16 protein-coding genes are annotated in these 22,022 nt (G+C 64.0%); 13 read left to right on the forward strand and 3 right to left on the reverse strand.

Translation table 11 applies throughout. The features are described from left to right. The first annotated feature begins 140 nt into the window (after positions 1-140). From pgaA to OKW43_RS36390, 6 genes are read left to right on the forward strand one after another with little or no spacing between them, the layout of a single operon-like run. A complete protein-coding gene (gene pgaA / locus OKW43_RS36365) occupies positions 141-2,201 on the forward strand; it encodes a poly-beta-1,6 N-acetyl-D-glucosamine export porin PgaA (protein WP_429453348.1) in 2,061 nt (686 codons plus the stop codon). A gap of 6 nt (positions 2,202-2,207) precedes the next feature. Beyond that, entirely contained in the window at positions 2,208-4,247 is a 2,040-nt protein-coding gene (gene pgaB, locus OKW43_RS36370; protein ID WP_429453350.1) for a poly-beta-1,6-N-acetyl-D-glucosamine N-deacetylase PgaB, read from the forward strand. 45 nt (positions 4,248-4,292) lie between these two features. Beyond that, positions 4,293-5,633, forward strand: coding sequence for a poly-beta-1,6-N-acetyl-D-glucosamine synthase (pgaC, locus tag OKW43_RS36375; RefSeq protein ID WP_429453352.1), 1,341 nt, complete (start codon positions 4,293-4,295; stop codon positions 5,631-5,633). A gap of 14 nt (positions 5,634-5,647) precedes the next feature. After that, entirely contained in the window at positions 5,648-6,097 is a 450-nt protein-coding gene (locus OKW43_RS36380) for a hypothetical protein (RefSeq protein ID WP_187639327.1), read from the forward strand. A gap of 49 nt (positions 6,098-6,146) precedes the next feature. After that, positions 6,147-7,976, forward strand: a complete 1,830-nt coding sequence (gene glmS / locus OKW43_RS36385) for a glutamine--fructose-6-phosphate transaminase (isomerizing) (RefSeq protein WP_187639328.1) — start codon at positions 6,147-6,149, stop codon at positions 7,974-7,976. A 9-nt stretch (positions 7,977-7,985) separates the two neighbouring features. Then, positions 7,986-9,221, forward strand: a complete 1,236-nt coding sequence (locus OKW43_RS36390) for a hypothetical protein (protein ID WP_429453354.1) — start codon at positions 7,986-7,988, stop codon at positions 9,219-9,221. A 38-nt stretch (positions 9,222-9,259) separates the two neighbouring features. On the opposite strand, the gene OKW43_RS36395 is transcribed toward OKW43_RS36390, so the two are convergent. Next, entirely contained in the window at positions 9,260-9,631 is a 372-nt protein-coding gene (locus OKW43_RS36395; protein WP_187639330.1) for a DoxX family protein, read from the reverse strand. 79 nt (positions 9,632-9,710) lie between these two features. Then, positions 9,711-10,583, reverse strand: a complete 873-nt coding sequence (locus OKW43_RS36400; protein ID WP_429453356.1) for an NmrA family NAD(P)-binding protein — start codon at positions 10,581-10,583, stop codon at positions 9,711-9,713. A 147-nt stretch (positions 10,584-10,730) separates the two neighbouring features. On the opposite strand from OKW43_RS36400, the gene OKW43_RS36405 reads away from it, so the two are divergent. Then, positions 10,731-11,168: a winged helix-turn-helix transcriptional regulator gene (locus OKW43_RS36405; protein ID WP_429453358.1), complete on the forward strand. Its 438-nt coding sequence runs from the start codon at positions 10,731-10,733 to the stop codon at positions 11,166-11,168. A gap of 110 nt (positions 11,169-11,278) precedes the next feature. Next, on the forward strand, positions 11,279-11,827 hold the full coding sequence (locus OKW43_RS36410; protein WP_429453360.1) for a hypothetical protein: 549 nt from the start codon (positions 11,279-11,281) through the stop codon (positions 11,825-11,827). Between the two features lie 189 nt (positions 11,828-12,016). On the opposite strand, the gene OKW43_RS36415 is transcribed toward OKW43_RS36410, so the two are convergent. Then, positions 12,017-12,487 (reverse strand): YbhB/YbcL family Raf kinase inhibitor-like protein, encoded by a 471-nt coding sequence (locus OKW43_RS36415; protein WP_429453362.1) that lies wholly within the window; start codon positions 12,485-12,487, stop codon positions 12,017-12,019. Positions 12,488-13,064: 577 nt separating this feature from the next. Between OKW43_RS36415 and OKW43_RS36420 the strand changes: the two genes are divergently transcribed. From OKW43_RS36420 to OKW43_RS36440, 5 genes are all read left to right on the forward strand, one after another. Continuing rightward, positions 13,065-14,399 carry an MFS transporter gene (locus OKW43_RS36420; protein WP_429453364.1) on the forward strand — a complete coding sequence of 445 codons (1,335 nt, stop codon included), beginning with the start codon at positions 13,065-13,067 and terminating at the stop codon, positions 14,397-14,399. Between the two features lie 387 nt (positions 14,400-14,786). Further along, a complete protein-coding gene (nirB, locus tag OKW43_RS36425) occupies positions 14,787-17,345 on the forward strand; it encodes a nitrite reductase large subunit NirB (RefSeq protein ID WP_187638116.1) in 2,559 nt (852 codons plus the stop codon). Positions 17,346-17,378: 33 nt separating this feature from the next. Then, positions 17,379-17,732 carry a nitrite reductase small subunit NirD gene (nirD, locus tag OKW43_RS36430; protein ID WP_187638117.1) on the forward strand — a complete coding sequence of 118 codons (354 nt, stop codon included), beginning with the start codon at positions 17,379-17,381 and terminating at the stop codon, positions 17,730-17,732. After that, positions 17,729-19,000 carry an NAD(P)/FAD-dependent oxidoreductase gene (locus OKW43_RS36435; RefSeq protein ID WP_429453366.1) on the forward strand — a complete coding sequence of 424 codons (1,272 nt, stop codon included), beginning with the start codon at positions 17,729-17,731 and terminating at the stop codon, positions 18,998-19,000. The genes nirD and OKW43_RS36435 overlap by 4 nt, the downstream gene beginning before the upstream one ends. Positions 19,001-19,013: 13 nt before the next feature. Beyond that, complete coding sequence (locus OKW43_RS36440) at positions 19,014-21,794, forward strand: molybdopterin-dependent oxidoreductase (protein ID WP_429453368.1); 2,781 nt, start codon at positions 19,014-19,016, stop codon at positions 21,792-21,794. The last annotated feature ends 228 nt before the right edge of the window (positions 21,795-22,022 follow it).

Here is a 22,022-nt window from a genome sequence, read left to right on the forward strand (position 1 = left end):
AGTGACCGGATGCTGAATAAGACGCTGAACTTCCACGCCGCACGCCAGACCTCCGAGGCTCTCTGAATGTTCTCCATGCGTCATTTGCATGACGCACGGCCTCGATTTGTCTGAACGTCGGTATCGACAAACGAGGAACCATGAAAACGAAAAGCTCTAGCCGACGCAAGCACGCGGCAGTCAAGGCGACAGCCCTGCTGCTGATGCTGCTGATGCGCGACTACTGCGCTGCGCAGCCGACCACTGCGTCCGAAGCACCGGGGAACGTTGCGGAAGGGACCATCGCGAAAACCACGGTTGCACAAGGGAAGGTCGTGTCCGAACGCGACCAGCTTCGCCAACGCGTTTTTGAAGAAGCCAGCGCGGGCGCTCCGCAACTTGCGTTGCAGGAGGCGCGTGCCAGTGCGGATGCATTCTCCGAACATGATCTGCTGCAGATCGAAGCGCTCGTCGTTGAAACGGAAGTGCGTTGGGGACGTCAGCAATCGCTCGCCACGGACGAGCCCGATCGGCTTGCGCAAACCCGGGCCGCGCTTCACCACATCGACGACATGCTCGGTCGCATGCCGGCCGGCGAAGACTACGAGGACCTGCGCCGTGCGGTGCTCGCCGAACGTGTCGCGGTACTGCAAGGCGTCGGGCGCATGAAGGAAGCGGCGGCGCTGTACGAAGATCTCGCGCGCTCGCCGCAACCGATGCCTGCGCATACCTACGCCGCTGCGGGTGACGCCTACACCTATGTCGACGAGCCGCGCAAGGCCGCGCCGGCTTACGAGCGTGCGTTGCAGACGCCCGTCGAGCCACTCACGCCGTCGCTCGAACCGCACGCGCTCAAGCGCATCGACGTGCAGGAAGGTCTCTTCTTTGCCTACCTCGACGCGGGCCGTTTCGAGAATGCGCAGCAACTACTGAAGTCGATCACGGCGAGCACGCCGATTCGCGCGGATCTCGCCGAGCATCCGGAAGACGTCAGCGAAGACTATGGCCGTGTGAAGAAGCTGCAGGCGCAGTACCTGCTCTACACGGACCGCACGCGCGAAGGCGTTGCGGCGCTCGACAAACTGCGTCATGAAGCGCCGTTCGATCCCGCGTTGATCAGCGCACGAGCGGATGCAACGCTTGTGCAGCAGCGCCCGCATCAGGCGGAGCAGGTCTACGCGGGCACGCTCGTCGATCACCCCGGCGACGTCGAAACGCTTGCGGGCCTGGGCAGGACCGCGTTGCAACTGAATCAGTACGACCGCGCCGCGGACGTCAACGCGACGTTCGGCGACCGCTTCCCGGACAACAACACGGTGAAGACGTTTCAACGCGACTTCGAGGCGTACAGGAGCCCGCAACTGATCATCGCGGCGAACGGACAGAAGGGTAACTCGGTCATCGCGGACAACGACTGGGGCGTCGATACGCAACTCTATTCGATGCCGATCGCGAACTACTGGCGCGTCTTCGCGCATCAGTTCAGCGGACGCGCAAACACCGGCGACGGCAACAGCGTGAGCCGCATTCGCAACGGCATCGGTGGCGACTTCCGCTTTCATGGCATCGATGCAGCCGCCGAAGTGGACCGCTCGACGGGCCCGCAAGCGAAAACGGGCGGCGCCGGCAGTCTGCGCTTCGCGCCCGACGATCACTGGAAATTCTCGGCGGGCGTCGACAGCAACGTCAACACGCTGCCGTGGAAGGCCTATCAGGCGGGCGTAACGGGCCGCGCGGCGACGGGCGAGATCCGCTACGACGTGGACGATTACCGCTACTTCGAACTCGCTTACGGTGCCGCGCGCTACAGCGACTCGAACCTCAATCAGTCGTGGGTGGCGACGTGGTACGAGCGCCTGATCAACACGCCCAGCCACCTCGTCGCGACCTGGGTCGAGCTGAACACCAGCAGCAACACGCTCACGAACGCCGCGTACTTCAGTCCGCATCGTGACCTGACCGCGCAGCTCACTGCGATGTACCAGTGGACCTCGTGGCGCAACGCGGACCAGTCGCTCGCGAACCGCGCCTATGCAACGGTCGGTGGCTACCGGCAGACCGACATCAGCACCAGCATGCTGTGGGAGGTTCGCCTCGAACAGCAGTGGCAGTTCAGCGCGCACGCATCGCTCGCCTACGGCATCGGTGTAGCGAGCCAGCGCATGGACCGCGTTCGCGAGACCAGCAAGCTCATCTACCTGAACCTGAACATTCCTCTGTAGGCCATCATGGACAAGCTCACCCGCAGACGCTTTCTCGCTTTCGCCGCCGGGCTCGCCGCGGTTCCCGCCGCGCAGGCGCGCGTCGCTCTCGACCGTTTGCCGCCGCCGGACGCCGACGACGGCCTCACGTTCCGCGTGCTCGCCATCCACGACGTGCGCGACGACCTTCACGCAGATGTGTCGACGGTCGCCGACACTTGCGCGATCAGCACTGCGACGCTCAGCACGATCTTCGCGTGGCTGAAGGCGAAAGACTTTCACCCGGTCAGCGTCGATCAGATCGTCGCGTCACGCAACGGCGGCCCGCGCCTGCCGCCGCGCGCCGTGCTGCTCACCTTCGACGATGCCTATAAAAGCCAGTACACCCGCGCGTTCCCGCTGTTGCAGGAATACGGCTATCCGGCGCTGATCGGCGTCGTGACGCGCTGGACCGATACACCGGCCGGTCAGGCGGTGCGGATCAGCCACAAGTCCGTGATGCCGCCCGACTACTTCATGAGCTGGGACGATCTGCGCGAGATGGCGCAATCCGGTCTCGTCGAAATCGCGTCGCACACGCACGACATGCACCACGGCGCGCTCGCGAATCCGCAAGGCAACGAGCTGCCCGCCGCCAGCGCGCATCTGTATCTCGCCGATCTGAAACGCTACGAAACCGACGACGAATATCACGCACGCGTGCAGGGCGACCTGCAGCGCAGCGCCGATCTGATCAGGCAGAACACGGGCGTCACCGTGCGCTCCGCGGTATGGCCGTATGGCATGTACAACGCCGCGCTGATCAAGGCGTCGCAGGCGCTCGGCATGGCCGTGCACTTCACGCTCGACGACGGGCCGAACACGCCCGACGTGCCGCTCACGCAGATCCGGCGCCTGCTCGTGTCGTACGACTGGGACGTCGGCACGATGATCGCGCAGATGCGTTCGTCACGAGCGTATCGCGGCGAGCACAACCCGGTGGAGCGCGTCGTCAACGTATCGCTCGACCAGATGTACGACCCGGACCCGCGCAAGAGTGAAGAGAAGCTTGGCCGGCTGCTCGACCGCATCAAGGATCTCGAACCGAAGTCAGTGTATCTGCAGGCGTATTCGGACCCGGACAACACGGGTGTTGCGCGCGCGACGTACTTCCCGAACCGCCACCTGCCGATGCGCGCCGATCTGTTCAACCGCACCGCGTGGCAACTGATCACGCGCGCCGGCGTGCAGGTCTACGCCCGCATGCCACTGCTCGCGTTCGCATTGCCGCCGCAGCATCCGGCCTCGGGCCGTCTCGTCGAAGTGGCGGCCGGCAGCCCAAATGCCGCGCGCGACGTGCGCATGCCGCGCCTTAGCCCTTTCGATCCCGTCGCGCGCGCCGTGATTCAGGACCTCTACGACGACCTCACGCGCTATGCGAGCTTCAACGGCGTGGTGTTCGGCCCGGACGCGGCGCTCAACGCCTATGAAGACACCAGCGCTGCGGCGCTTGCCGTCTATCGATCGTGGGGCCTGCCGGCGGACATCGCGCAGATTCACGCATCGGACGAACTGATGCAGCGCTGGGCCGCCGGCAAGACCGCGTATCTGAACGCGTTCACGAACCAGCTCGCCGGGCGCGTACGCGCCTATCAGGGCGGCGGCAACGTGTTGACCGCGCGCACGCTGCCCGCCGAAGCCGTATTCGATGCGAACCCGGAACTCAACTTCTCGCAGAGCCTCGCGTCGTCGCTCGCGAATTACGACTTCGTCGCACTGGTCGCGGCGCCCCGAGCCGGTGAAGCGCCAGATGATGAATGGCTCGACGGACTCACGAAGGCAGTGAGGAAGCAGCCCGGCGCACTGGCGAAAACGGTGTTTGAGTTGCCGGCCGTCAACGGTCAGTCGCAACGCCCCGTCGAAGCGGGCGTGCTGCGCGCGCAGATGAAACGGCTCAATGCGGCGGGCGTCGTGCATCTGGGCTACGGGCCCGACGACTTCATCGCGAACCGGCCAGACACGACCTTGTTGCGCGACGTGATGTCGGTGCAAGGCACGCTGCGATCCAATCAGGGAATGTTGGGCTGAGCGTCGGCTGAAACCGCCACGCAAGCCCCACGCTAGGAAAAAACAATGAAAAATGTGATGAGCGTCATATCGAACTTCGTCTTTTACTATCCGCTGCTGATGGCGTATCTGTGGATGGTGGGCGGACTGCTGCACTATCTGCTGATCGAACGGAAGCACGCGAGCCAGACGACGGTCGGGCCGCTGCCGTCGTATCCGAAAGTGTCGGTCGTGGTGCCTTGCTATAACGAGGCGGACAACGTGCGCGAGGTGATCGCGTGTCTGGATCAGTTGAACTATCCGAACTACAACATCATCGCGATCAACGACGGCAGCCGTGACGAAACGGGCGCGATCCTGAACGAGCTGGTCAACGTCTATCCGAAGCTGGTGGTCGTGCATCAGCACCAGAACGAGGGCAAGGCGATCGGCCTCACGACGGCCGCGATGCTGAGTGATGCCGAGTATCTGATGTGCATCGACGGCGACTCGCTGCTCGACAAGGAAGCGATCGGCTGGATGCTGCGCCACTTCATCGACGACGCGTCGGTGGGCGCCGTGACGGGCAACCCGCGCATCCGCACGCGCTCGTCGCTGCTCGGACGCATGCAGGTGGGCGAATTCTCGTCGATCGTCGGCCTCATCAAACGCACGCAGCATATGTACGGGCGTTTGCTGACCGTGTCGGGCGTCGTGTCGATGTTCCGCAAGCGCGCGTTGCAGGAAGTCGGCTACTGGAGTTCCGACATGTTGACGGAAGACATCGACATCAGCTGGAAGCTCCAGGTGCAGGGCTGGCACGTGCATTTCGAATCGCGCGCGCTGAGCTGGATCCTGATGCCCGAGACGCTCCGCGGCCTCTACAAGCAACGTCTGCGGTGGGCCAAGGGCGGTATCCAGGTGCTGTTCAAGTATGCGGGCGAGGTGATGTCCCGCCGCAACATGATGATGTGGCCGATCTTCTTCGAATACGCGATCAGCATCGTATGGGCGTACTGCATGCTGTTCACGCTCGTGATGATGGCGGCCACGGCGATATTCACGCTGCCTGAAACGTGGCGCTTCGCGTTCGTGCCGCGTGGCACGGGCGTGCTGCTGTTCGCCACCTGCTGCGCGCAGATCCTGGTCGGCTGTCTGATCGACCGGCGTTACGACAAGAACCTGTTGCGCTATTTCATCGACACCGTCTGGTATCCGGCCGCGTTCTGGGCCATCAGCATGATTGCGTCGGTCATTGCATTGCCCGGCGTCGTCAGCCAGCGGCGCCGCAAGCGCGCGCGCTGGGTCAGTCCCGATCGCGGCATCCGCTCGAGCGGCGCCGTGACGGCCAATTCATCTACGGAGTTAGTCGCGCAGCCGCAGTTCGGCGGCCCGCTCGACGTCACGCAGTCCAGTCAACATTCCTGAGCAGGGTACACACCATGAACTTCCCGATCATCGATGTCTCGAAGCAGTCCGTCGCCCAGTTCGCAACCGAATGCAGCAAGGGCCGGGCGATGCGCACGGTCGCGTGGTATCGCGTCGTGCGGCCGGCGCTCGTGCTGTGCATGTGGGTGCTGGCGGCCGTCTACATCCGCTGGTGTCTTGCGAATGCGAGTCCCGAGGAGTTGTCACTCGACGCGTTCATGCCCGGCATCACCGGCATCGCGGCCGTTGCCGCGGCGATGACTGTCTGGACCATCGGGCGCCAGATGGATGCGATCAACACCCACCGCGCGCGCCGGATGCCCGTCAGCGACGACGTGTCCCTCGATGCCACACGCGAAATCGCCGTCGGCAACGCGGGCCGCTGCCTCGTCGCCTATCACGACGACGACGGCGCGGTCTCGCACGTCGTGTCGATGCCCGAGTTCGAGCGTCAGACGGCCTGAGCCACACGCAATTATCACAAGCTGTATTGAACGCACCACGGAGATCACCATGTGCGGAATAGTAGGAGCAGTGGCGCAACGCGACGTCGTCGCGGTACTCACCGAGGGTTTGCGCCGCCTCGAATATCGCGGCTACGACTCTTGCGGCGTCGCGGTGTTGCAGCACGGCGCGCCGCGCCGCGTGCGTAGTGTCGAGCGCGTCGCGAGTCTCGCGGCACAGGCCGAGGCGGCACGGCTGTCAGGCACGATCGGCATCGCGCATACGCGCTGGGCGACGCACGGCGCGCCCGTCACCGACAACGCGCACCCGATCTTTTCGCGCGGCGAGATCGCGCTGGTTCACAACGGCATCATCGAAAATCATGAGGTGCTGCGTGACGAACTGAAGGGGCTCGGCTACGCGTTCGAATCGGATACCGATACGGAGGTGATCGCGCATCTGATTCACTACACGCGGGAACAGGACGAATCGCGCGATCTGCTGACGGCCGTGCAACGCTCGTTGCGGCGTCTGCGCGGTGCGTATGCGATCGCGGTGTTCGCGAACAACGAGCCGGACCGCGTGATCGGCGCGCGTGCCGGTTCGCCTCTCGTGGTTGGCGTCGGCAAGCGCGGCACCTATCTGGCGTCGGATGCGATGGCGCTGTCGGGCACCGCGGAGCATTTCATTTTCCTCGAAGAAGGGGACATTGCGGTGCTGTCGTGCGACGGTGTGCATATCGTCGATCGCGACGGCGCGAGCGTGCGGCGCGAAGTGCAAACGCAGCACGCGAGCCACTACGCGGCCGAACTCGGCCCGTATCGCCACTACATGCAGAAGGAAATCTTCGAGCAGCCGCAGGTGGTCGCCGACGCCATCGAGCGCGTGCGCGCGATCGCGCCAGCGTTGTTCGGCGCGAAGGCAGAGCGTGCTTTCGGCGAGATCGATTCGCTGTTGCTGCTGGCGTGCGGCACGAGCTACTACTCGGCGCTGACGGCGAAATACTGGCTCGAATCGATTGCCGGGATGCCGACGCAGGTGGAAATCGCGAGCGAGTATCGCTACCGCGAGAGCGTGGTGAATCCGTGCGCGATGGTCGTCGTCGTGTCGCAATCGGGCGAGACGGCCGATACCCTTGCCGCGTTGAAGCACGCGCAACAGCTCGGCCACCACCATACGCTCGCGATCTGCAACGTGCCGCACAGCTCGATGATGCGGCTCACGGAACTGCAGTACCTGACGGGCGCCGGACCGGAGATCGGCGTCGCGTCGACGAAAGCCTTCACGACACAACTGGTCGCGCTGTTCCTGCTTGCGCTCACGCTTGGCAAGGAACGCGGCCACGTGCGCGCCGACCATGAAGCGTCCGCGTTGCGGCAACTGCATCATCTTCCGGCCGCGCTCAACAGCGTGCTCGCGCTGGAGCCGCAGATCGTCGCGTGGGCGCAGGCGCTGGCGCGCAAAGAGCATGCGCTGTTTCTGGGCCGCGGCGTGCACTTTCCGATCGCACTGGAAGGCGCGCTGAAGCTGAAGGAAATCTCGTACGTGCATGCCGAGGCGTATCCCGCGGGAGAGTTGAAGCATGGTCCGCTCGCGATCGTCACGAACGAAATGCACGTCATCACGATTGCGCCGAACGATGCGCTGCTCGAAAAACTGAAGTCGAACATGCAGGAAGTGCGCGCGCGCGGCGGACAACTGTTCGTGCTCGCGGATGCCGATGCGCAGATCGCGAATGACGAAGGCGTGCGCGTGATCCGGCTGCCCCGGCACTATGGGCCGTTGTCGCCGATCCTGCATGTGGTGCCGTTGCAGTTGCTGGCGTATCACACGGCCTGCGCGCGCGGCACCGATGTCGACAAGCCGCGCAACCTCGCGAAATCCGTCACGGTGGAGTGAGCGGACAGCATGCGAACGACCCTTGCAGTTCTCGCCGTGGCGGCCGCGTGCGGCCTCGCGTCTGGCCTCGTTCCGTGCGCTTCGGCGGCCGGGGCGAGAGCCAACGCCAAGGCCGCCGACGCGCCGCGCGTGCCGATCGGCGATCTGCGCGCCTATATGCACGGGATCGGCGTGACGACCGACGCGCGCGGCGTATCGACCGTGTTCTTCAGCAGCTCCGGCCTGCCGCCACGCGGCGCGGGCCGCGACAGGAACTGGACGCATGACGTGTACATCGCGCGCTGGACGCCGCAGAAGGCGAAGCTCGACAGGCCGCGCGTGTTCATCAGCCGGCCCGAAGCGCAGGAGCCGGTGTCGGTTGCGCAGAACCACCGTGGCCGCGTGATGGTGACGTTCGAGGACGGATGGAATACGCCCAACGAGGTGAGCCAGCGTTATGGCGTCTACACGTCGAATCTTCGGGACGTGCGGCCTTATCCTGTCGACGTGCTGTCGGGTGGTCATTCGGGGCACGTCGCGGCGGTCGGCTCGCGCTTCGTCGTGTTCTATTCGAACGACTGGATCGACGGAGGCGGCGTCGACAATCTGGGCACCGGCAACGGCGTCTACGCGAAGATTTACGACGGCGACGGCGCGCTGGCGCAGGCGGTCGATGTCGCGCCGCGAGTGCGCGAGTGGTGGCCGATGATTGCCGGTTCGCCGACGCGCGCGCTGCTCGTGTGGCAGCAATATGTGGCCGGCGAGACGTTCGCGCGGCTCAAGGCCGCGACGCTCGATCCCGCGACCGGCGCTCTCGGCGAGTCGCGTGTGATTGCGCCGCGCTTGCAGTACTACACGTATGCGGCGGCTTATGTGCCGTCCGTCGACCGCTTTCTGGTGGTCGCCACGGGGGGCGACGGCAAAGGCTTTGCGCAACTCATCGATCAGAACGGCGAGACGACCGCGACGCTCGCGTGCATGCCGGCGTCGGTGCGCGAAGCGGGCATTGCGGTGATCGGCGATCGTGCGTTTACGCCGTCACAGGACGGGCGGCTGCTGCATTTGCGGCTGACTGCGACATCGATCGAACTCGCAGGCACGCAGCCGTCACCGATCAAATGGACTTACACGGGGAGCATCGGACTTGTGCGGTCGCCGACGCAATTGCATTGGGTCGCGACGAGTCCGAAAGGGCTGCAGGAAGCTGAGTTCGATCTGAATGCGGTGAAGCCGGCGACGGCTGCGGATCGCTGTGAGACGCCGTGAAGAGGGCTGATCACCGGCTGCAAGAGGCCGCGTAAAGTTTAGGCCCGAGCCGTAGAACCGGCAGCGAGCCGCTTGGGCCAAGCAATCCAGCCGACAACAAGCGATAGTGTCGCCACGACAAGTGGCGCCACCCCATGTCCGTATTCGCCGTGGACTGTCACGGTTGCCAGCGCAGCCAACATCACGGCGCAGCCTAGCGCCGAGCCCCACAGCCGCGTCCGTGCTCGCGCCAGCAGAACGGCGGACATGAGTTCCAGCGAACCGGTCACGAAATGGAACCAGTGCGGATATCCCCACTTCAGGTATTCCTCAAAGATGGATCGCGGGGCGACGATGTTGCTGAGCGATCCCACGACGAAAAAAGCGGCAAGAACCAACGGTAATACCTGGCGCCAGGAAATCTTGGACATTCGTTCTACCTTCTCTGATGAGGGCGCAACCGAGGACCAGCGTCGCCGCCTGGTCGACGAGCCGGCCGATCTCCGCTGCTCATGCCGTAGTGGCCTTGTGGGCCGCCGCAAAGACATCGCGAGGGGACGTCGTGCCCGCGACGTGCTCCGTACCCGCGACGCCGAGGTCCATCCAGCCCGCGTTGACGGCATCGAACATCGCTTCGGCCGGTCCGGTCTGGCCCTTCGGGATGCCGAACTGTTCGAACGCTGCCGGCCACCCAGCCCGCGGGATGGCAAACGCCTTGACGTCGCGCCGCAAGACTTCGCCTAGCTGGGCCGCGACTTCATCCGCGCTGACCATCGAACCAAGCTCGACGACGCGATGCCCGGACCACGCCGGCCCGGTCAGCAGCGTCGCCACCTCGGCGCCGATATCGTCGGTCGCGACCATGGTCGACTTGCGACTCGTCGGGTCGTAGTAGACGGGTAGCGTGCCGCCCTGGGCGACGTGCAAGCCGTAAAGGAAGTTTTCGAAAAACCCGCCGGCTCGCACATAGGCGATCGGCAACGTCAGGTGACGCAGTCCTTGCTCCAGAAGCGACAGGGCCGTGATCATTCCCAGCCCGCTGGTTCTGTTCGCACCCATCGACGACAGCACAACCACCCGCGGCGGCGCTGCCCTGGTCAGCGCCTCGACATAGTTCGCGAGCACGCTCTTCGCTTCGCGGAAATCAGGCGAGGGTGCCCAGACAGCCGGCAGCATGACAAATGCACCTTCGACCCCTTCGAGCGCCCTTTCTACGGCGGCCGCATCATTCCAGTCGCCATCGACCAGTTCCACACCTTGATCCGCCCACGTCGTCGCGTTCTCGCGATTGCGGACCAGCGCCCGTACTTTCTTGCCTTGCGCCAATAGATGTCGGGCTGTTGCGCCGCCTACGCGTCCCGTAATTCCCATTACCAAAAACATGTGTTTCTCCTGAAATTTGTATTGCCCTTGAACGCCAACATTTCTGCGGCTGCGGTCCTTGTTTGAGGGCAGGTCTATCATAGAGACCTGTGCCTCGCGCCGGAAGGAGGCAGTTTTTTGTTACCAGAAGACTTAAAGGGAACCCGAATGAGCACCGCCCAGAATGCGATCGACAGATTCAGCCGATATCAACGTCAATTGAGCGACGCCCAGCCCGCACACTGCGCGGTTCGCGACGTGCTCGACCGCATCGGCGACAAATGGAGCATGCTGATGATCATGGAACTCGCGACGCGATCGCAGCGCTTCAGTGAGCTTCACCGAGCCATCCCGGACATTTCCAAGCGCATGCTTACCCAGACACTCCGCGATCTGGAGCGCGACGGACTCATCACCCGCCATGTTTTTCCCACCAGCCCGCCGAGCGTCGAATATCGCCTGGCCCCACTAGGCCAATCCCTGTTGGACCCGATGGCGGCCCTCATCGATTGGGCCGATCGTCGTTATCCCGACATCCATGCCGCGCGTGTCCGCTTTGACGACGCATCCGGTGATGTTGGTCCGTCGGATTGGCGGCGGGGCTGAACGGGAACCGGCATAGTTGCGACTGGACCGAGCATGCTCAATCGTGGCCGAGTGCCTCCAGCTAGGACCACGGATAAATACTTGATCGAGTTACGGACGGATATCGTTAGATGAAAGACGCTTTTGAACGACGCGCGTTGCTGCTGCATCTCGGCGACGCGTTGCAAGCAGTCGCTGCCGCGCTCGCAACCAACAACCCGCGCGACACAGTGCGCGATCTATTGGACGCTGACGCGACTCTCGCCACCCATGCATGGCTAGCCGCCGTACCGCCCGATATGGAGGTCGCGGAGTTCGCGAAGCGTGTTAGCGCGTCGTTTGCCGGTTGGCCCGCACAGTTGCTGGAAGCGCAGGTGGACTATAGGCAACTGGCACTTGCCGTACGGAGCAATCTGTTCGCGAACGACCCCTCAGGGTGGCACGCGTATGTCGGGGCAATAACGCGCGAGGTGGAATGGTTCGGCGATGCATTGCCCGTTGCTTCGGCGACGACCGGGCAATCACGTGAAGCGGGCGACGACGATTCGCCCACGTCGGACACCTCCGACATCGAGACCGCCAAAGCGGAGCGTGGCGGAGAAGCGGGCGACGCACAGCGGGAAAGTGTCGAAAGCAACGGACGTCTTTATCCGTCGTGGCCGTGGAAACCCGGCGGGTGATCTCAGCGCCGCATCTGACGCATTGGAGATGGCGAACCGTGCGCAAACGCTGTATGGGATTCAAGTTCACCTGTCGGCTGCCTCGCCGAGTTTGTAGCCTTGAAACGCCTCGCGCCAATCGATGACATCTGCGCCATGCATCGACGCGGAATCGACAGTCCGGCACAAGTAGCGTCCAAGGTCCGCCTGTTACTTCTGGAATGTGCCGAGCAGTTCGGTGTGTGCCACGACATGGCCTTCCATTGCCCTTTCCAACGCCGCCTTTGTGGGCTTGTGAAGATCGGGCAGCACGGTGTCGAGCGCATACAGCTTATGGAAATACCGATGACGGCCAGCGGGCGGACATGGGCCGCCATACGTGGTGCGATGGAAGTCGTTGGTGCCTTCGAGTGTGCCTGCCGGAAGCGCGCCCGCAGTGACGCCCTCCTGAACGCCCGGAGCCGTCGCCGGGATGTTGTAAAGCACCCAGTGGACCCATGTCATCTGTGGCGCGGCCGGGTCGGGCGCGTCGGGGTCGTCGACGATTAGCACGAGACTTTTCGCATTGGCGGGTACCCCGGACCACGAGAGCGGGGGTGAGAGGTCCGCGCCCGTGCAGGTGTAGCGCTGGGGGATTTCGCTTCCTTCCTGGAAAGCCTGCGAGGTGAGGGTGAAGGCCATGGTGCGCTCCTCGGCGTCAGCCCGCGTCGCCAGCTAGTGCTTGCGATGCATCCAGCTCATATGATGCGTGTCGAGCCAATGGCTCACGCTCTCTTCGGGGTGGTCGCGCCTGTAGCGCCTCGACAGGGCCGAGGCAACAACAGCGATAACCACAATGCCAACCCAAAAACTGATCATTGACTGAGTCATGGCAGCCTCCTTAGGGAATGCGACCATCTCTAGATTGTAGTCATTGGCGGCCGGACTGGCTCAACTCGAGAAGGCCGGGTTACAGCCCGAACGGCTGCGTCAACGAACGGCCACTATGTTGCACAACCGTGCGCCGTCGCTTCTGCTATCGCACGACAGTGGTGCTGCACTGCACCGTCGTCGTGCGTGACTACGGTTGTCTCGCATGCCGCACAACGAGTTCCGCGGTATGGCACGGCATGTGCATGTAGAGCCCGCATAGGATCAAAGTCGACCTATCTTCATTCGAATCAATAGCAGCATCCCAACAGGCTTTTGGACAACGGCGTCCCCTGAAACCGGTCATCTGACCCGGTTCGCGGGACGCTTTTTCATTTTTGGAACGACGATGACGGACAAGGCAACTCGCATTGAACTTTTCAGCCTGCTCACACCACCAATGCGCGCTTTCCATCTGACGTGGATGGCGTTCTTCGTCTGCTTCTTTGCCTGGTTCTCCTGTGCGCCATTGATGCCGCTGATCAAGAGCGAATTCGGGCTTTCCGTCGACCAGGTCGCGAATATCAGCATCGCTGCGGTCGCGGTGACGATACTCGTGCGGCTGGTGATTGGTCCGCTATGCGACCGCTACGGCCCGCGCAAGATGTACTGCGCCCTGATGCTCGCGGGTGCATTTCCGGTGCTGGGCGCCGCGCTCTCCACGGGCTACGAGAGCTTCCTGCTGTGCCGCCTGTGCATCGGCGCGGTGGGCGCATGCTTTGTCATTAGCCAGTATCACACCTCGATGATGTTCGCGCCGAACGTGGTCGGCACTGCCAATGCGGCGACGGCCGGGTGGGGCAACACCGGGGCGGGTGCTGCGCAAGTACTCGTGCCGCTGCTGCTGGCAGCGATCATGGCGCTCGGCGCTGGGCAGTCGTCGGCGTGGCGCCTTGCGCTGGTGCTGCCGGCCCTTGCGATGCCTGTTATGGCGATATTTTATTGGCGCTTCACGCAGGATTGCCCGCAAGGAAACGTTGCGGAACTGCGGGCGCGCGGAATCGCGGTCGAAGGTGGCAAGAAGGGCGGTTGGGCGAGCTTCCGGGCGGCCTGCGCGAACTATCGCGTGTGGATGCTGTTCATTACGTACGCGGCGTGCTTCGGCGTCGAGGTCTTCATCCACAACGTCGCAGCGATCTATTACGTCGATCATTTTCATCTGTCGCTGAAGGCTGCGGGCATCGCCGCTGGCAGCTTCGGGCTGCTCGCGCTGTTCGCCCGCGCGTTGGGCGGCTGGCTGTCGGACAAGGCTGCCGCGCATCGAGGCCTCGGCGTCCGCGCGACCTTGCTCTGCGTGCTGATGGTCGGCGAAGGGCTCGGCCTGATGTGCTTCGCGCACGAGGATAGCATCGCACTCGCTCTCGTCGCCATGCTCGTTTTCGGTCTGTTCACGCACATGGCCTGCGGAGCGACCTACGCACTGGTTCCGTTCATCGACCGTAAGGCGCTGGGTGGCGTGGCCGGCATCATCGGCGCGGGAGGCAATGTCGGCGCGGTGGCCGCCGGCTTTCTGATGAAGGGTGTCGGCAGTATCCAGCAGACGTTAGCGACGCTCGGCGTCCTCGTCACGGTGTCTGCGCTTTGCGCGCTGGCGGTTCGCTTCAGCAGCGAGCACAAGGCGCGCGAAGCGGCGCTGCGCGAGCGCGCGTTGGCCGCCGCCAGCACCCAAGGCGTGATGAATTGATGGACTCGCACGGGTGCACGCGCGGATGCCTCGCAGCGGACACGCGCCGCATGGCAAAGCAGCGCACGTCAGGTGCCGCTGCACGCAGAAGGTGCTGCGCCGCACCAACATTGCGCTCCGCCGCATCAGAATGCATCGCCCGCATTGAACGTTTACGCGCTGCAATACGCCGCCGCCCCTTGGCGGCGAGCTTGTTCAGTTATGGCACGGCGCTTGCATAAATGTGAGCGCGGATCAACGGTGATCCGGTCAGCACGCAGCAAAAAGTCTCGCTTCAGATCACAGGTTTTTGGACAACGGCGTCCCCGAATTCAGTCGCACTTGCGATTGCATCCGCGGGACGCCTTTTTATTTGCCGGACAAAACATGGCGCGAACCACGTTGGAAATGGATGAGACCCCGGTCACGAACGTTGTTGTCGTTGGCCACGGGATGGTCGGCCACAAGCTTCTCGAATGTCTGCTGGACGACCCGCGATCCGCGCTGAATATCACCGTGCTGTGCGAAGAACCGCGTCCCGCGTATGACCGCGTGCACCTGTCCGAATTCTTTTCCGGCAAGTCGGCGGAGGACCTGTCGCTTGTCGAACCGGGCTTCTTCGAGCGCGAGAACGTGCAGCTGCTGCTCGGCACGAAGGCAGTCTCGATCGACCGGGAGGCCCACACCGTCAGCCTTTCGAGCGGCGAGGCGCTGTCCTACGACAAACTCGTGCTCTCCACAGGTTCCGTGCCGTTCGTTCCGCCGACGGCTGGCGGCGATCGCCATGACTGCTTTGTCTATCGCACCATCGAAGATCTCGAAGCGATGCGGGCTTGCGGCGCGCGGGCGAAGTCGGGTGTCGTGGTCGGCGGCGGCCTGCTCGGCCTCGAGTGCGCGAAGGCACTGCACGATATGGGGCTGGCCGCGCATGTCGTTGAGTTTGCGCCGCGCCTGATGGCGGTGCAGGTCGACGAAGGCGGGGGCCGCGTGCTGCGCACCCGGATCGAGGAACTGGGCGTGCAGGTCCACACCGGCAAGCACACGCTTGCGATCGTCGACGGCGAGTCGGGCGCGCACCGCATGCAGTTCGCCGACGGCACGCATCTCGACACCGACATGATCGTGTTTTCCGCCGGCATCCGTCCGCGCGACGAGATTGCCCGCGCCTGCGGCCTCGAACTCGGGCCGCGCGGCGGCGTCGCGATCGATGCAAGCTGCCGCTCGAGCGACCCCGACATCTACGCAATCGGCGAATGCGCAGCGTGGAACGGCATGGTGTACGGGCTGGTCGCGCCTGGCTACGACATGGCGCGCGTCGCCGCGAAGCATCTGCGCGGTGATGACGCGGGCTTCACCGGTGCGGACATGAGCACCAAGCTCAAATTGATGGGCGTGGACGTCGCAAGCATCGGAGATGCGCACGGCAAGACGCCGGGCAGCCGCACGTACCAGTTCAGCGACGAACGCAAACAGGTCTACAAGAAGCTGGTGGTGTCGGAGTGCGGCAAGCAGCTGCTCGGCGCCGTCATGGTGGGCGATGCGACCGAATACGGCACGCTGCTGCAGATGATGCTCAACAGCATCGAGTTGCCCGAAGCACCGGAATTCCTGATCCTGCCGCAAAGCGACGGCAAGGCGAAGCCTGGGCTCGGCGTCGACGCGCTGCCCGACGGCGCGCAGATCTGCTCGTGCAACAACGTCTCCAAAGGAGAAATCTGCGCGGCGGTTTGCGCGGGCGCGACCGACATTGGCGGCGTGAAGAGCACAACCTGCGCCGGCACCTCGTGCGGCGGCTGCGTGCCGCTCGTCACCCAGGTGATGAAGGCCGAGATGAAGAAACTGGGCCTCGCGGTCAGCAACCACCTGTGCGAGCACTTTTCGTACTCGCGGCAGGAGCTGTACCACATCGTGCGCGTCGAACGCATCAAGACCTTCGCCGCGCTGCTGGAAAAGCATGGCCATGGCCTTGGCTGCGACATCTGCAAGCCGGCCGTCGCGGGCATCCTGGCGTCGTGCTGGAATGAGTTCGTGCTCAAGAAAGAACACGCCGGCCTGCAGGACTCCAACGACTACTACCTTGCCAATATCCAGCGTGACGGCACGTATTCGGTCGTGCCGCGCATGCCGGGGGGCGAGGTCACGCCGGAGGGTCTGATTGCCGTTGGTCAGGTGGCGAAGAAATACGGCCTTTATACGAAGATCACCGGCGGCCAGCGGGTCGATCTGTTCGGCGCGCGTGTCGACCAGCTGCCGCTGATCTGGGAAGAGCTAATCCACGCCGGCTTCGAATCGGGCCACGCGTACGGCAAGTCGCTACGCACCGTGAAGTCTTGCGTTGGCTCGACGTGGTGCCGCTACGGCGTCGGCGATTCGGTGGGGCTCGCCGTGGCGATGGAAAACCGCTACAAGGGCTTGCGTTCGCCGCACAAGCTCAAGTTTGGCGTGTCGGGCTGCACCCGCGAATGCGCGGAAGCACAAGGCAAGGACATCGGCATCATCGCGACCGAAACGGGATGGAACCTGTATGTGTGCGGCAACGGCGGGATGAAGCCGCGCCACGCCGAGCTGCTCGCGTCGGATCTGGATCGTGAGACGCTGGTGCGCTACATCGACCGCTTCCTGATGTTTTACGTGCGCACCGCGGACCGTCTGCAGCGCACCAGCGTATGGCGCGAGAACCTCGAGGGCGGGCTTGACTACCTGATCGACGTCGTCGTGCACGACAAACTGGGACTCGCTGCGGAGCTGGAGGCGGAAATGCAGCACGTGGTGAGTACCTATGAGTGCGAGTGGAAGAAGGCCGTGACCGATCCTGAAACGCGCAAGCGCTTCCGCCATTTCGTCAACAGCGACAAGCTCGACGAGAACGTAACCTTCGTCGAGGAGCGGGGCCAGATTCGTCCGGCGACGCCGGCAGAGCGGCAAGCGAAGCAATTCCCGATACCTGTGGTCGTCGAGACCGTCTGACCATTCACCACAACCTGACGTGAGGAACCCAGCATGAACAACGATCGACTTCCACAATCCTGGATGCCCGTGTGCGCGCTCGACGACATCGTTCCGAATACGGGCGTCTGCGCGCTCGTGAACGGCGAGCAGGTCGCGGTATTTCACGTGACCACCGGCGACGCGGAAGCGGGCATCTATGCGATCGACAACTTCGACCCGGGTTCGCAGGCGGCGGTGCTCTCGCGCGGACTGATCGGCAACCTCGGCGCGCGCATCGTGGTGGCCTCGCCGATCTACAAGCATCACTTCGATCTGCGCACCGGTGAGTGCCTCGAGGCGCCCGAAAATTCCGTCAACGCGTACCCGGTGCGCGTTGAGAGCGGTAAGGTGTGGGTCGCCGCATGAGACACGAATACGCCGGGCGAACCTCTGCAGGCGCATCGCCCAGCACGCCGGCGCGTGCGCGGCTGGTGGTGGTCGGCAATGGCATGGCCGGCATGCGCACAGTCGAGGAACTGCTGAAGCTCGCGCCGGACCTCTACGACATCACCGTATTCGGCGCCGAGCCGTACGGCAACTACAACCGCATCCTGTTGTCGCCGGTACTCGCGGGCGAGAAGCGTGTCGACGAGATCATCCTCAATACACGTGACTGGTATGCGGATAATGGCATCCGGCTGCACGCGGGCGACCCGGTAGCTGCAATTGACCGCAAGCGCCGCATCGTGCGCTCGCAAAGCGGCATCGAGGTGGGCTACGACCGGCTGCTGATCGCGACCGGCTCGAAGCCATTCCTGATTCCGGTGCCGGGTCACCAGCTGCCGGGCGTGATCGCGTTTCGCGACATCCAGGACGTCGAAACGATGCTTGTCGCAGCCCGCAGCCACCGTCACGCCGTGATCATCGGCGGCGGCCTCCTCGGACTGGAGGCGGCCAACGGGCTCATGCGCCAGGGCATGTCGGTGACGGTCGTGCACGACACCGACAGCCTGATGGATCGCCAGCTCGACCGGAGCGCATCGGCCTTGCTGTTGCAGACGCTCGAGCGCCGAGGCCTGCGTTTCCTGATGATGGCACGCACCGCCGAAATCGTCGGGCCGGAGCGTGTCACCGCGGTCCGTTTCGACGACGGCATGGAGATTCCCGCCGACCTGGTTGTGATGACGGCCGGAGTGAGACCAAATATCGAACTCGCGAAGCAGGCGGGCTTGCACTGCGAACGGGCCATCGTCGTCGATGACACCTTGCAGACCTATGATCCGCGTGTGTACGCCGTCGGTGAATGCGTGCAGCACCGCACGGCGACATTCGGTCTGGTCGCGCCGATCTGGGATCAGGCGCGCGTGTGCGGCGCGCACCTGGCCGGTGCCGGTCACCGCCGGTATGTGCAGCGCGCGACGGCGACTAAACTGAAAGTCACTGGCGTCGATCTATATTCCGCCGGTGATTTCGTCGGCGGCCCGGACAGTGAGGATCTGGTATTGCGCGATCCGCGACGCGGCATCTACAAGCGCCTCGTGATCGAAGGCAACCGGGTAGTCGGTGCGGTCCTGTACGGCGACGTCAAGGACGGCGCCTGGTACTTCGAACTGATCCAGAACCGGACCGACATTGCCCCGTTGCGCACCCGTCTGTTGTTCGGCAAAGCCCTGTGCGAGGCTCAGCCCGCCTGAACCGGAATCGAACGTGAGTTTACCCATCGTCATTTCAAACCCGCCTGACGCCAGTCGTGACGCGGTCCGAACCACCTGTCCCTATTGCGGCGTCGGCTGCGGCGTACTCGCGACGCCACGCCCGAACGGCCAGCCCGAGATTGCCGGCGACGAACGTCATCCGGCCAACGCCGGCCGCTTGTGCGTGAAGGGTTCGGCACTCGGGGAAACGGTCGGGCTCGATGGACGCCTGCTGCATCCGAAGCTGCGCGATCCGGGCAACGGTGAACTGCGCAACGTGTCGTGGAACGATGCACTTGATACGGTCGCCGCCGGCTTTCGCCGGATCATCGATCAGCACGGCCCGGATGCAGTCGCCCTCTACGTCTCGGGACAACTGCTGACGGAGGACTACTACGCTGCCAACAAGCTGATGAAGGGCTATGTCGGCAGCGCGAACATCGACACCAATTCGCGCCTGTGCATGTCGTCTTCGGTCGCAGGTCATAAGCGTGCGTTCGGCGAAGACCTGGTGCCGGTGTGCTATGAAGACCTCGAACTCGCGGACCTGGTCGTGCTGGTCGGATCGAACACAGCGTGGTGCCACCCGATCCTGTTCCAGCGGATCGTCAGGATCAAGGAAACGCGGCCCGGGATGAAAGTGGTCGTGATCGACCCGCGCTACACGGCGACCTGCGAGATGGCCGACCTGCATCTGCCGTTGAAGGCGGGCACCGACGTCCGGCTGTTCAACGGGCTGCTCAGTTTTCTCGCGGAACACGACACGACGGATGCAGGTTTTGTCGACACGTACACGACCGGCTATGCGCAGGCGCTCGCTGCCGCCTCGGCCGATGCAGCGAACGGCTTTGACCTCGCGCAGTGCGCGAAGACCTGCAAGGTCGACCCGCACACTCTGCTGGAATTCTATCGGCTGTTCGCGCGCACCGAGCGGGTCGTAACGGTCTATTCCCAGGGCGTCAACCAGTCGACGTCCGGCACCGACAAGGTCAACAGCATCATCAATTGCCATCTGCTGACGGGCCGCATCGGCAAGCCGGGGATGGGGCCGTTCTCGTTTACCGGCCAGCCGAACGCGATGGGCGGGCGTGAAGTGGGCGGCCTCGCAAACATGCTGGCGGCCCATCTGGAACTCGACAACTCACGCCATCGCGACCTCGTGCAGACTTTCTGGGACTCGCCCGCGATCGCGGAACGGCCCGGGCTCAAGGCCGTCGAGTTGTTCGGGGCGATCGAAACAGGCCGGATCAAGGCCGTCTGGATCATGGGCACGAACCCGGTTGTGAGCCTGCCCGATGGCGATCAGGCGAAGCGTGCGCTCGCGCGCTGCGAACTCGTCGTCTGCTCCGACATCGTTGAAAACACGGACACCAATGTGTTTGCCCACGTCTTGTTGCCGGCGCTCGGCTGGGGCGAGAAAGACGGCACGGTCACCAACTCGGAGCGCAGAATTTCGCGCCAGCGGGCGTTCCTGCCGGCGCCGGGCGAAGCGCGCGCGGACTGGCGGATCATTTGCGACGTCGCCCAGCGCATGGGGTATGCCGGCTTCGATTTTTCGGCTCCGCATGAGATCTTCGACGAGCATGCGCGGCTGAGCGCTTATCGCAACGAGGCCGGCATCGGAGGCGAAACGAGTGTGCCGCGCCGGTTCAATCTGGGCGGCCTGGTCGCGCTCGGCCGCGAACGTTACGATGCGCTGCAGCCGATCCAGTGGCCGGTGCTGGCGACGAACGGCGCCGCGCCGCGCGGCACCGCGCGTCTGTTCGGCGATTGCCGCTATGCGCACCCGGACGGCAAGGCGCGCTTCGTCGCCACCCCGCCGCGCGCACCGGTCCACGCGCCGGACGGCGAGTATCCGCTGACGCTGAACACCGGCCGGGTACGCGACCAATGGCACACGATGACCCGCACGGGCAAGTCGGAGAAACTCGCCGGCCATGTGACGGAAGCCTTTGTCGATTTGCATCCGCAGGACGCGCTGTCGTGCGGCGTGCGCGAAGGTGAACTGGCGCGCGTGTCGAGCCGTTGGGGCACGATGGTCGCACGTGTGCAGCATGGCGGCGGCATGCCGCGAGGCAGCGTGTTCGTGCCGATTCACTGGAACGATCAGGTGGCGTCCGACGCGCGTGTCGGCGCGGTCGTGAATCCCGAGGTCGATCCAGTCTCCGGGCAGCCCGAGTTCAAACATACGCCGGTTCGCATCGACCGGTTCGACGTCGCCTGGCAGGGTTTTTCATTGAGCCGTCACGCTCCGGTGCTGGACGGCATGACCTACTGGACGCGTGTGCACGGCATGCAGTTCATGCGCTACGAACTCGCGGGGCGCAAGCCGCTCACCGATCACCGCGGCTGGGCGCAAGCGCTGTTCGGCATCGACGACCCGCACGCCGACTGGCTGGAGTACGAGGACAGGACAGCGGGGATCTATCGCGCCGTGCATCTGGTCGACGAGCGTATCGACAGTTGCATCTTCGTATCGGCGCGCCCCGAGTTGCCGTTACCGTCGCGTACGTGGCTCGCGGGCCTGTTCGGGAAGGACAGGCTCGACGAGGAGGACCGCGCCGGACTGCTGGTCGGACAGCCGATTGGCAAGGGTGTCGATACGGGGCCCACGGTCTGCTCCTGTTTCGGTGTGGGACGCAATACGATCTGCACGGCAATCCGTGAGCAAGGGCTGAAGACCGCGGCCGAAATTACAGCGTGCGTGAGGGCCGGCGGCAACTGCGGATCTTGCGTGCCGGAACTAAAGAAGCTGCTGGTCGACACCGAACTGGAAAGGTTGAGCGCAGCCTGAAGGAGACTCTGCGCGCTTACCTCGGACTCGCCGTCGTGTGATTTGCGGCAGGCATGCGGGCGGGGATATTCAGCAGCCGATTAATTCGGCGCTGAACGAAGAACTGCAGCAGAGTTATTGCCCTTTTTCCAGCGTGTCCTAGACTCAGACTGGCGAGTGTATCTACGGCGATAGTATTGAGGGGCCCAGGTTGGTCCAATTCCGACCGTGCCGGAGTCTTGGCAAACC

The sequence above is a fragment of the Paraburkholderia sp. WC7.3g genome (genome assembly GCF_050436345.1).
GTDB lineage: Bacteria > Pseudomonadota > Gammaproteobacteria > Burkholderiales > Burkholderiaceae > Paraburkholderia > Paraburkholderia podalyriae.

What these genes read in the sequence shown, in the direction of transcription:
- OKW43_RS36435 (WP_429453366.1), top strand. Translation starts at nt 17,729, where the DNA reads ATGAGACACGAATACGCCGGGCGAACCTCTGCAGGCGCATCGCCCAGC.
- nirD (WP_187638117.1), top strand. Translation starts at nt 17,379, where the DNA reads ATGAACAACGATCGACTTCCACAATCCTGGATGCCCGTGTGCGCGCTC.
- glmS (WP_187639328.1), top strand. Translation starts at nt 6,147, where the DNA reads ATGTGCGGAATAGTAGGAGCAGTGGCGCAACGCGACGTCGTCGCGGTA.
- nirB (WP_187638116.1), top strand. Translation starts at nt 14,787, where the DNA reads ATGGATGAGACCCCGGTCACGAACGTTGTTGTCGTTGGCCACGGGATG.
- OKW43_RS36380 (WP_187639327.1), top strand. Translation starts at nt 5,648, where the DNA reads ATGAACTTCCCGATCATCGATGTCTCGAAGCAGTCCGTCGCCCAGTTC.
- OKW43_RS36410 (WP_429453360.1), top strand. Translation starts at nt 11,279, where the DNA reads ATGAAAGACGCTTTTGAACGACGCGCGTTGCTGCTGCATCTCGGCGAC.
- pgaC (WP_429453352.1), top strand. Translation starts at nt 4,293, where the DNA reads ATGAAAAATGTGATGAGCGTCATATCGAACTTCGTCTTTTACTATCCG.
- OKW43_RS36395 (WP_187639330.1), bottom strand. Translation starts at nt 9,631, where the DNA reads ATGTCCAAGATTTCCTGGCGCCAGGTATTACCGTTGGTTCTTGCCGCT.
- OKW43_RS36390 (WP_429453354.1), top strand. Translation starts at nt 7,986, where the DNA reads ATGCGAACGACCCTTGCAGTTCTCGCCGTGGCGGCCGCGTGCGGCCTC.
- OKW43_RS36420 (WP_429453364.1), top strand. Translation starts at nt 13,065, where the DNA reads ATGACGGACAAGGCAACTCGCATTGAACTTTTCAGCCTGCTCACACCA.
- OKW43_RS36415 (WP_429453362.1), bottom strand. Translation starts at nt 12,487, where the DNA reads ATGGCCTTCACCCTCACCTCGCAGGCTTTCCAGGAAGGAAGCGAAATC.
- OKW43_RS36405 (WP_429453358.1), top strand. Translation starts at nt 10,731, where the DNA reads ATGAGCACCGCCCAGAATGCGATCGACAGATTCAGCCGATATCAACGT.
- pgaB (WP_429453350.1), top strand. Translation starts at nt 2,208, where the DNA reads ATGGACAAGCTCACCCGCAGACGCTTTCTCGCTTTCGCCGCCGGGCTC.
- pgaA (WP_429453348.1), top strand. Translation starts at nt 141, where the DNA reads ATGAAAACGAAAAGCTCTAGCCGACGCAAGCACGCGGCAGTCAAGGCG.
- OKW43_RS36400 (WP_429453356.1), bottom strand. Translation starts at nt 10,583, where the DNA reads ATGTTTTTGGTAATGGGAATTACGGGACGCGTAGGCGGCGCAACAGCC.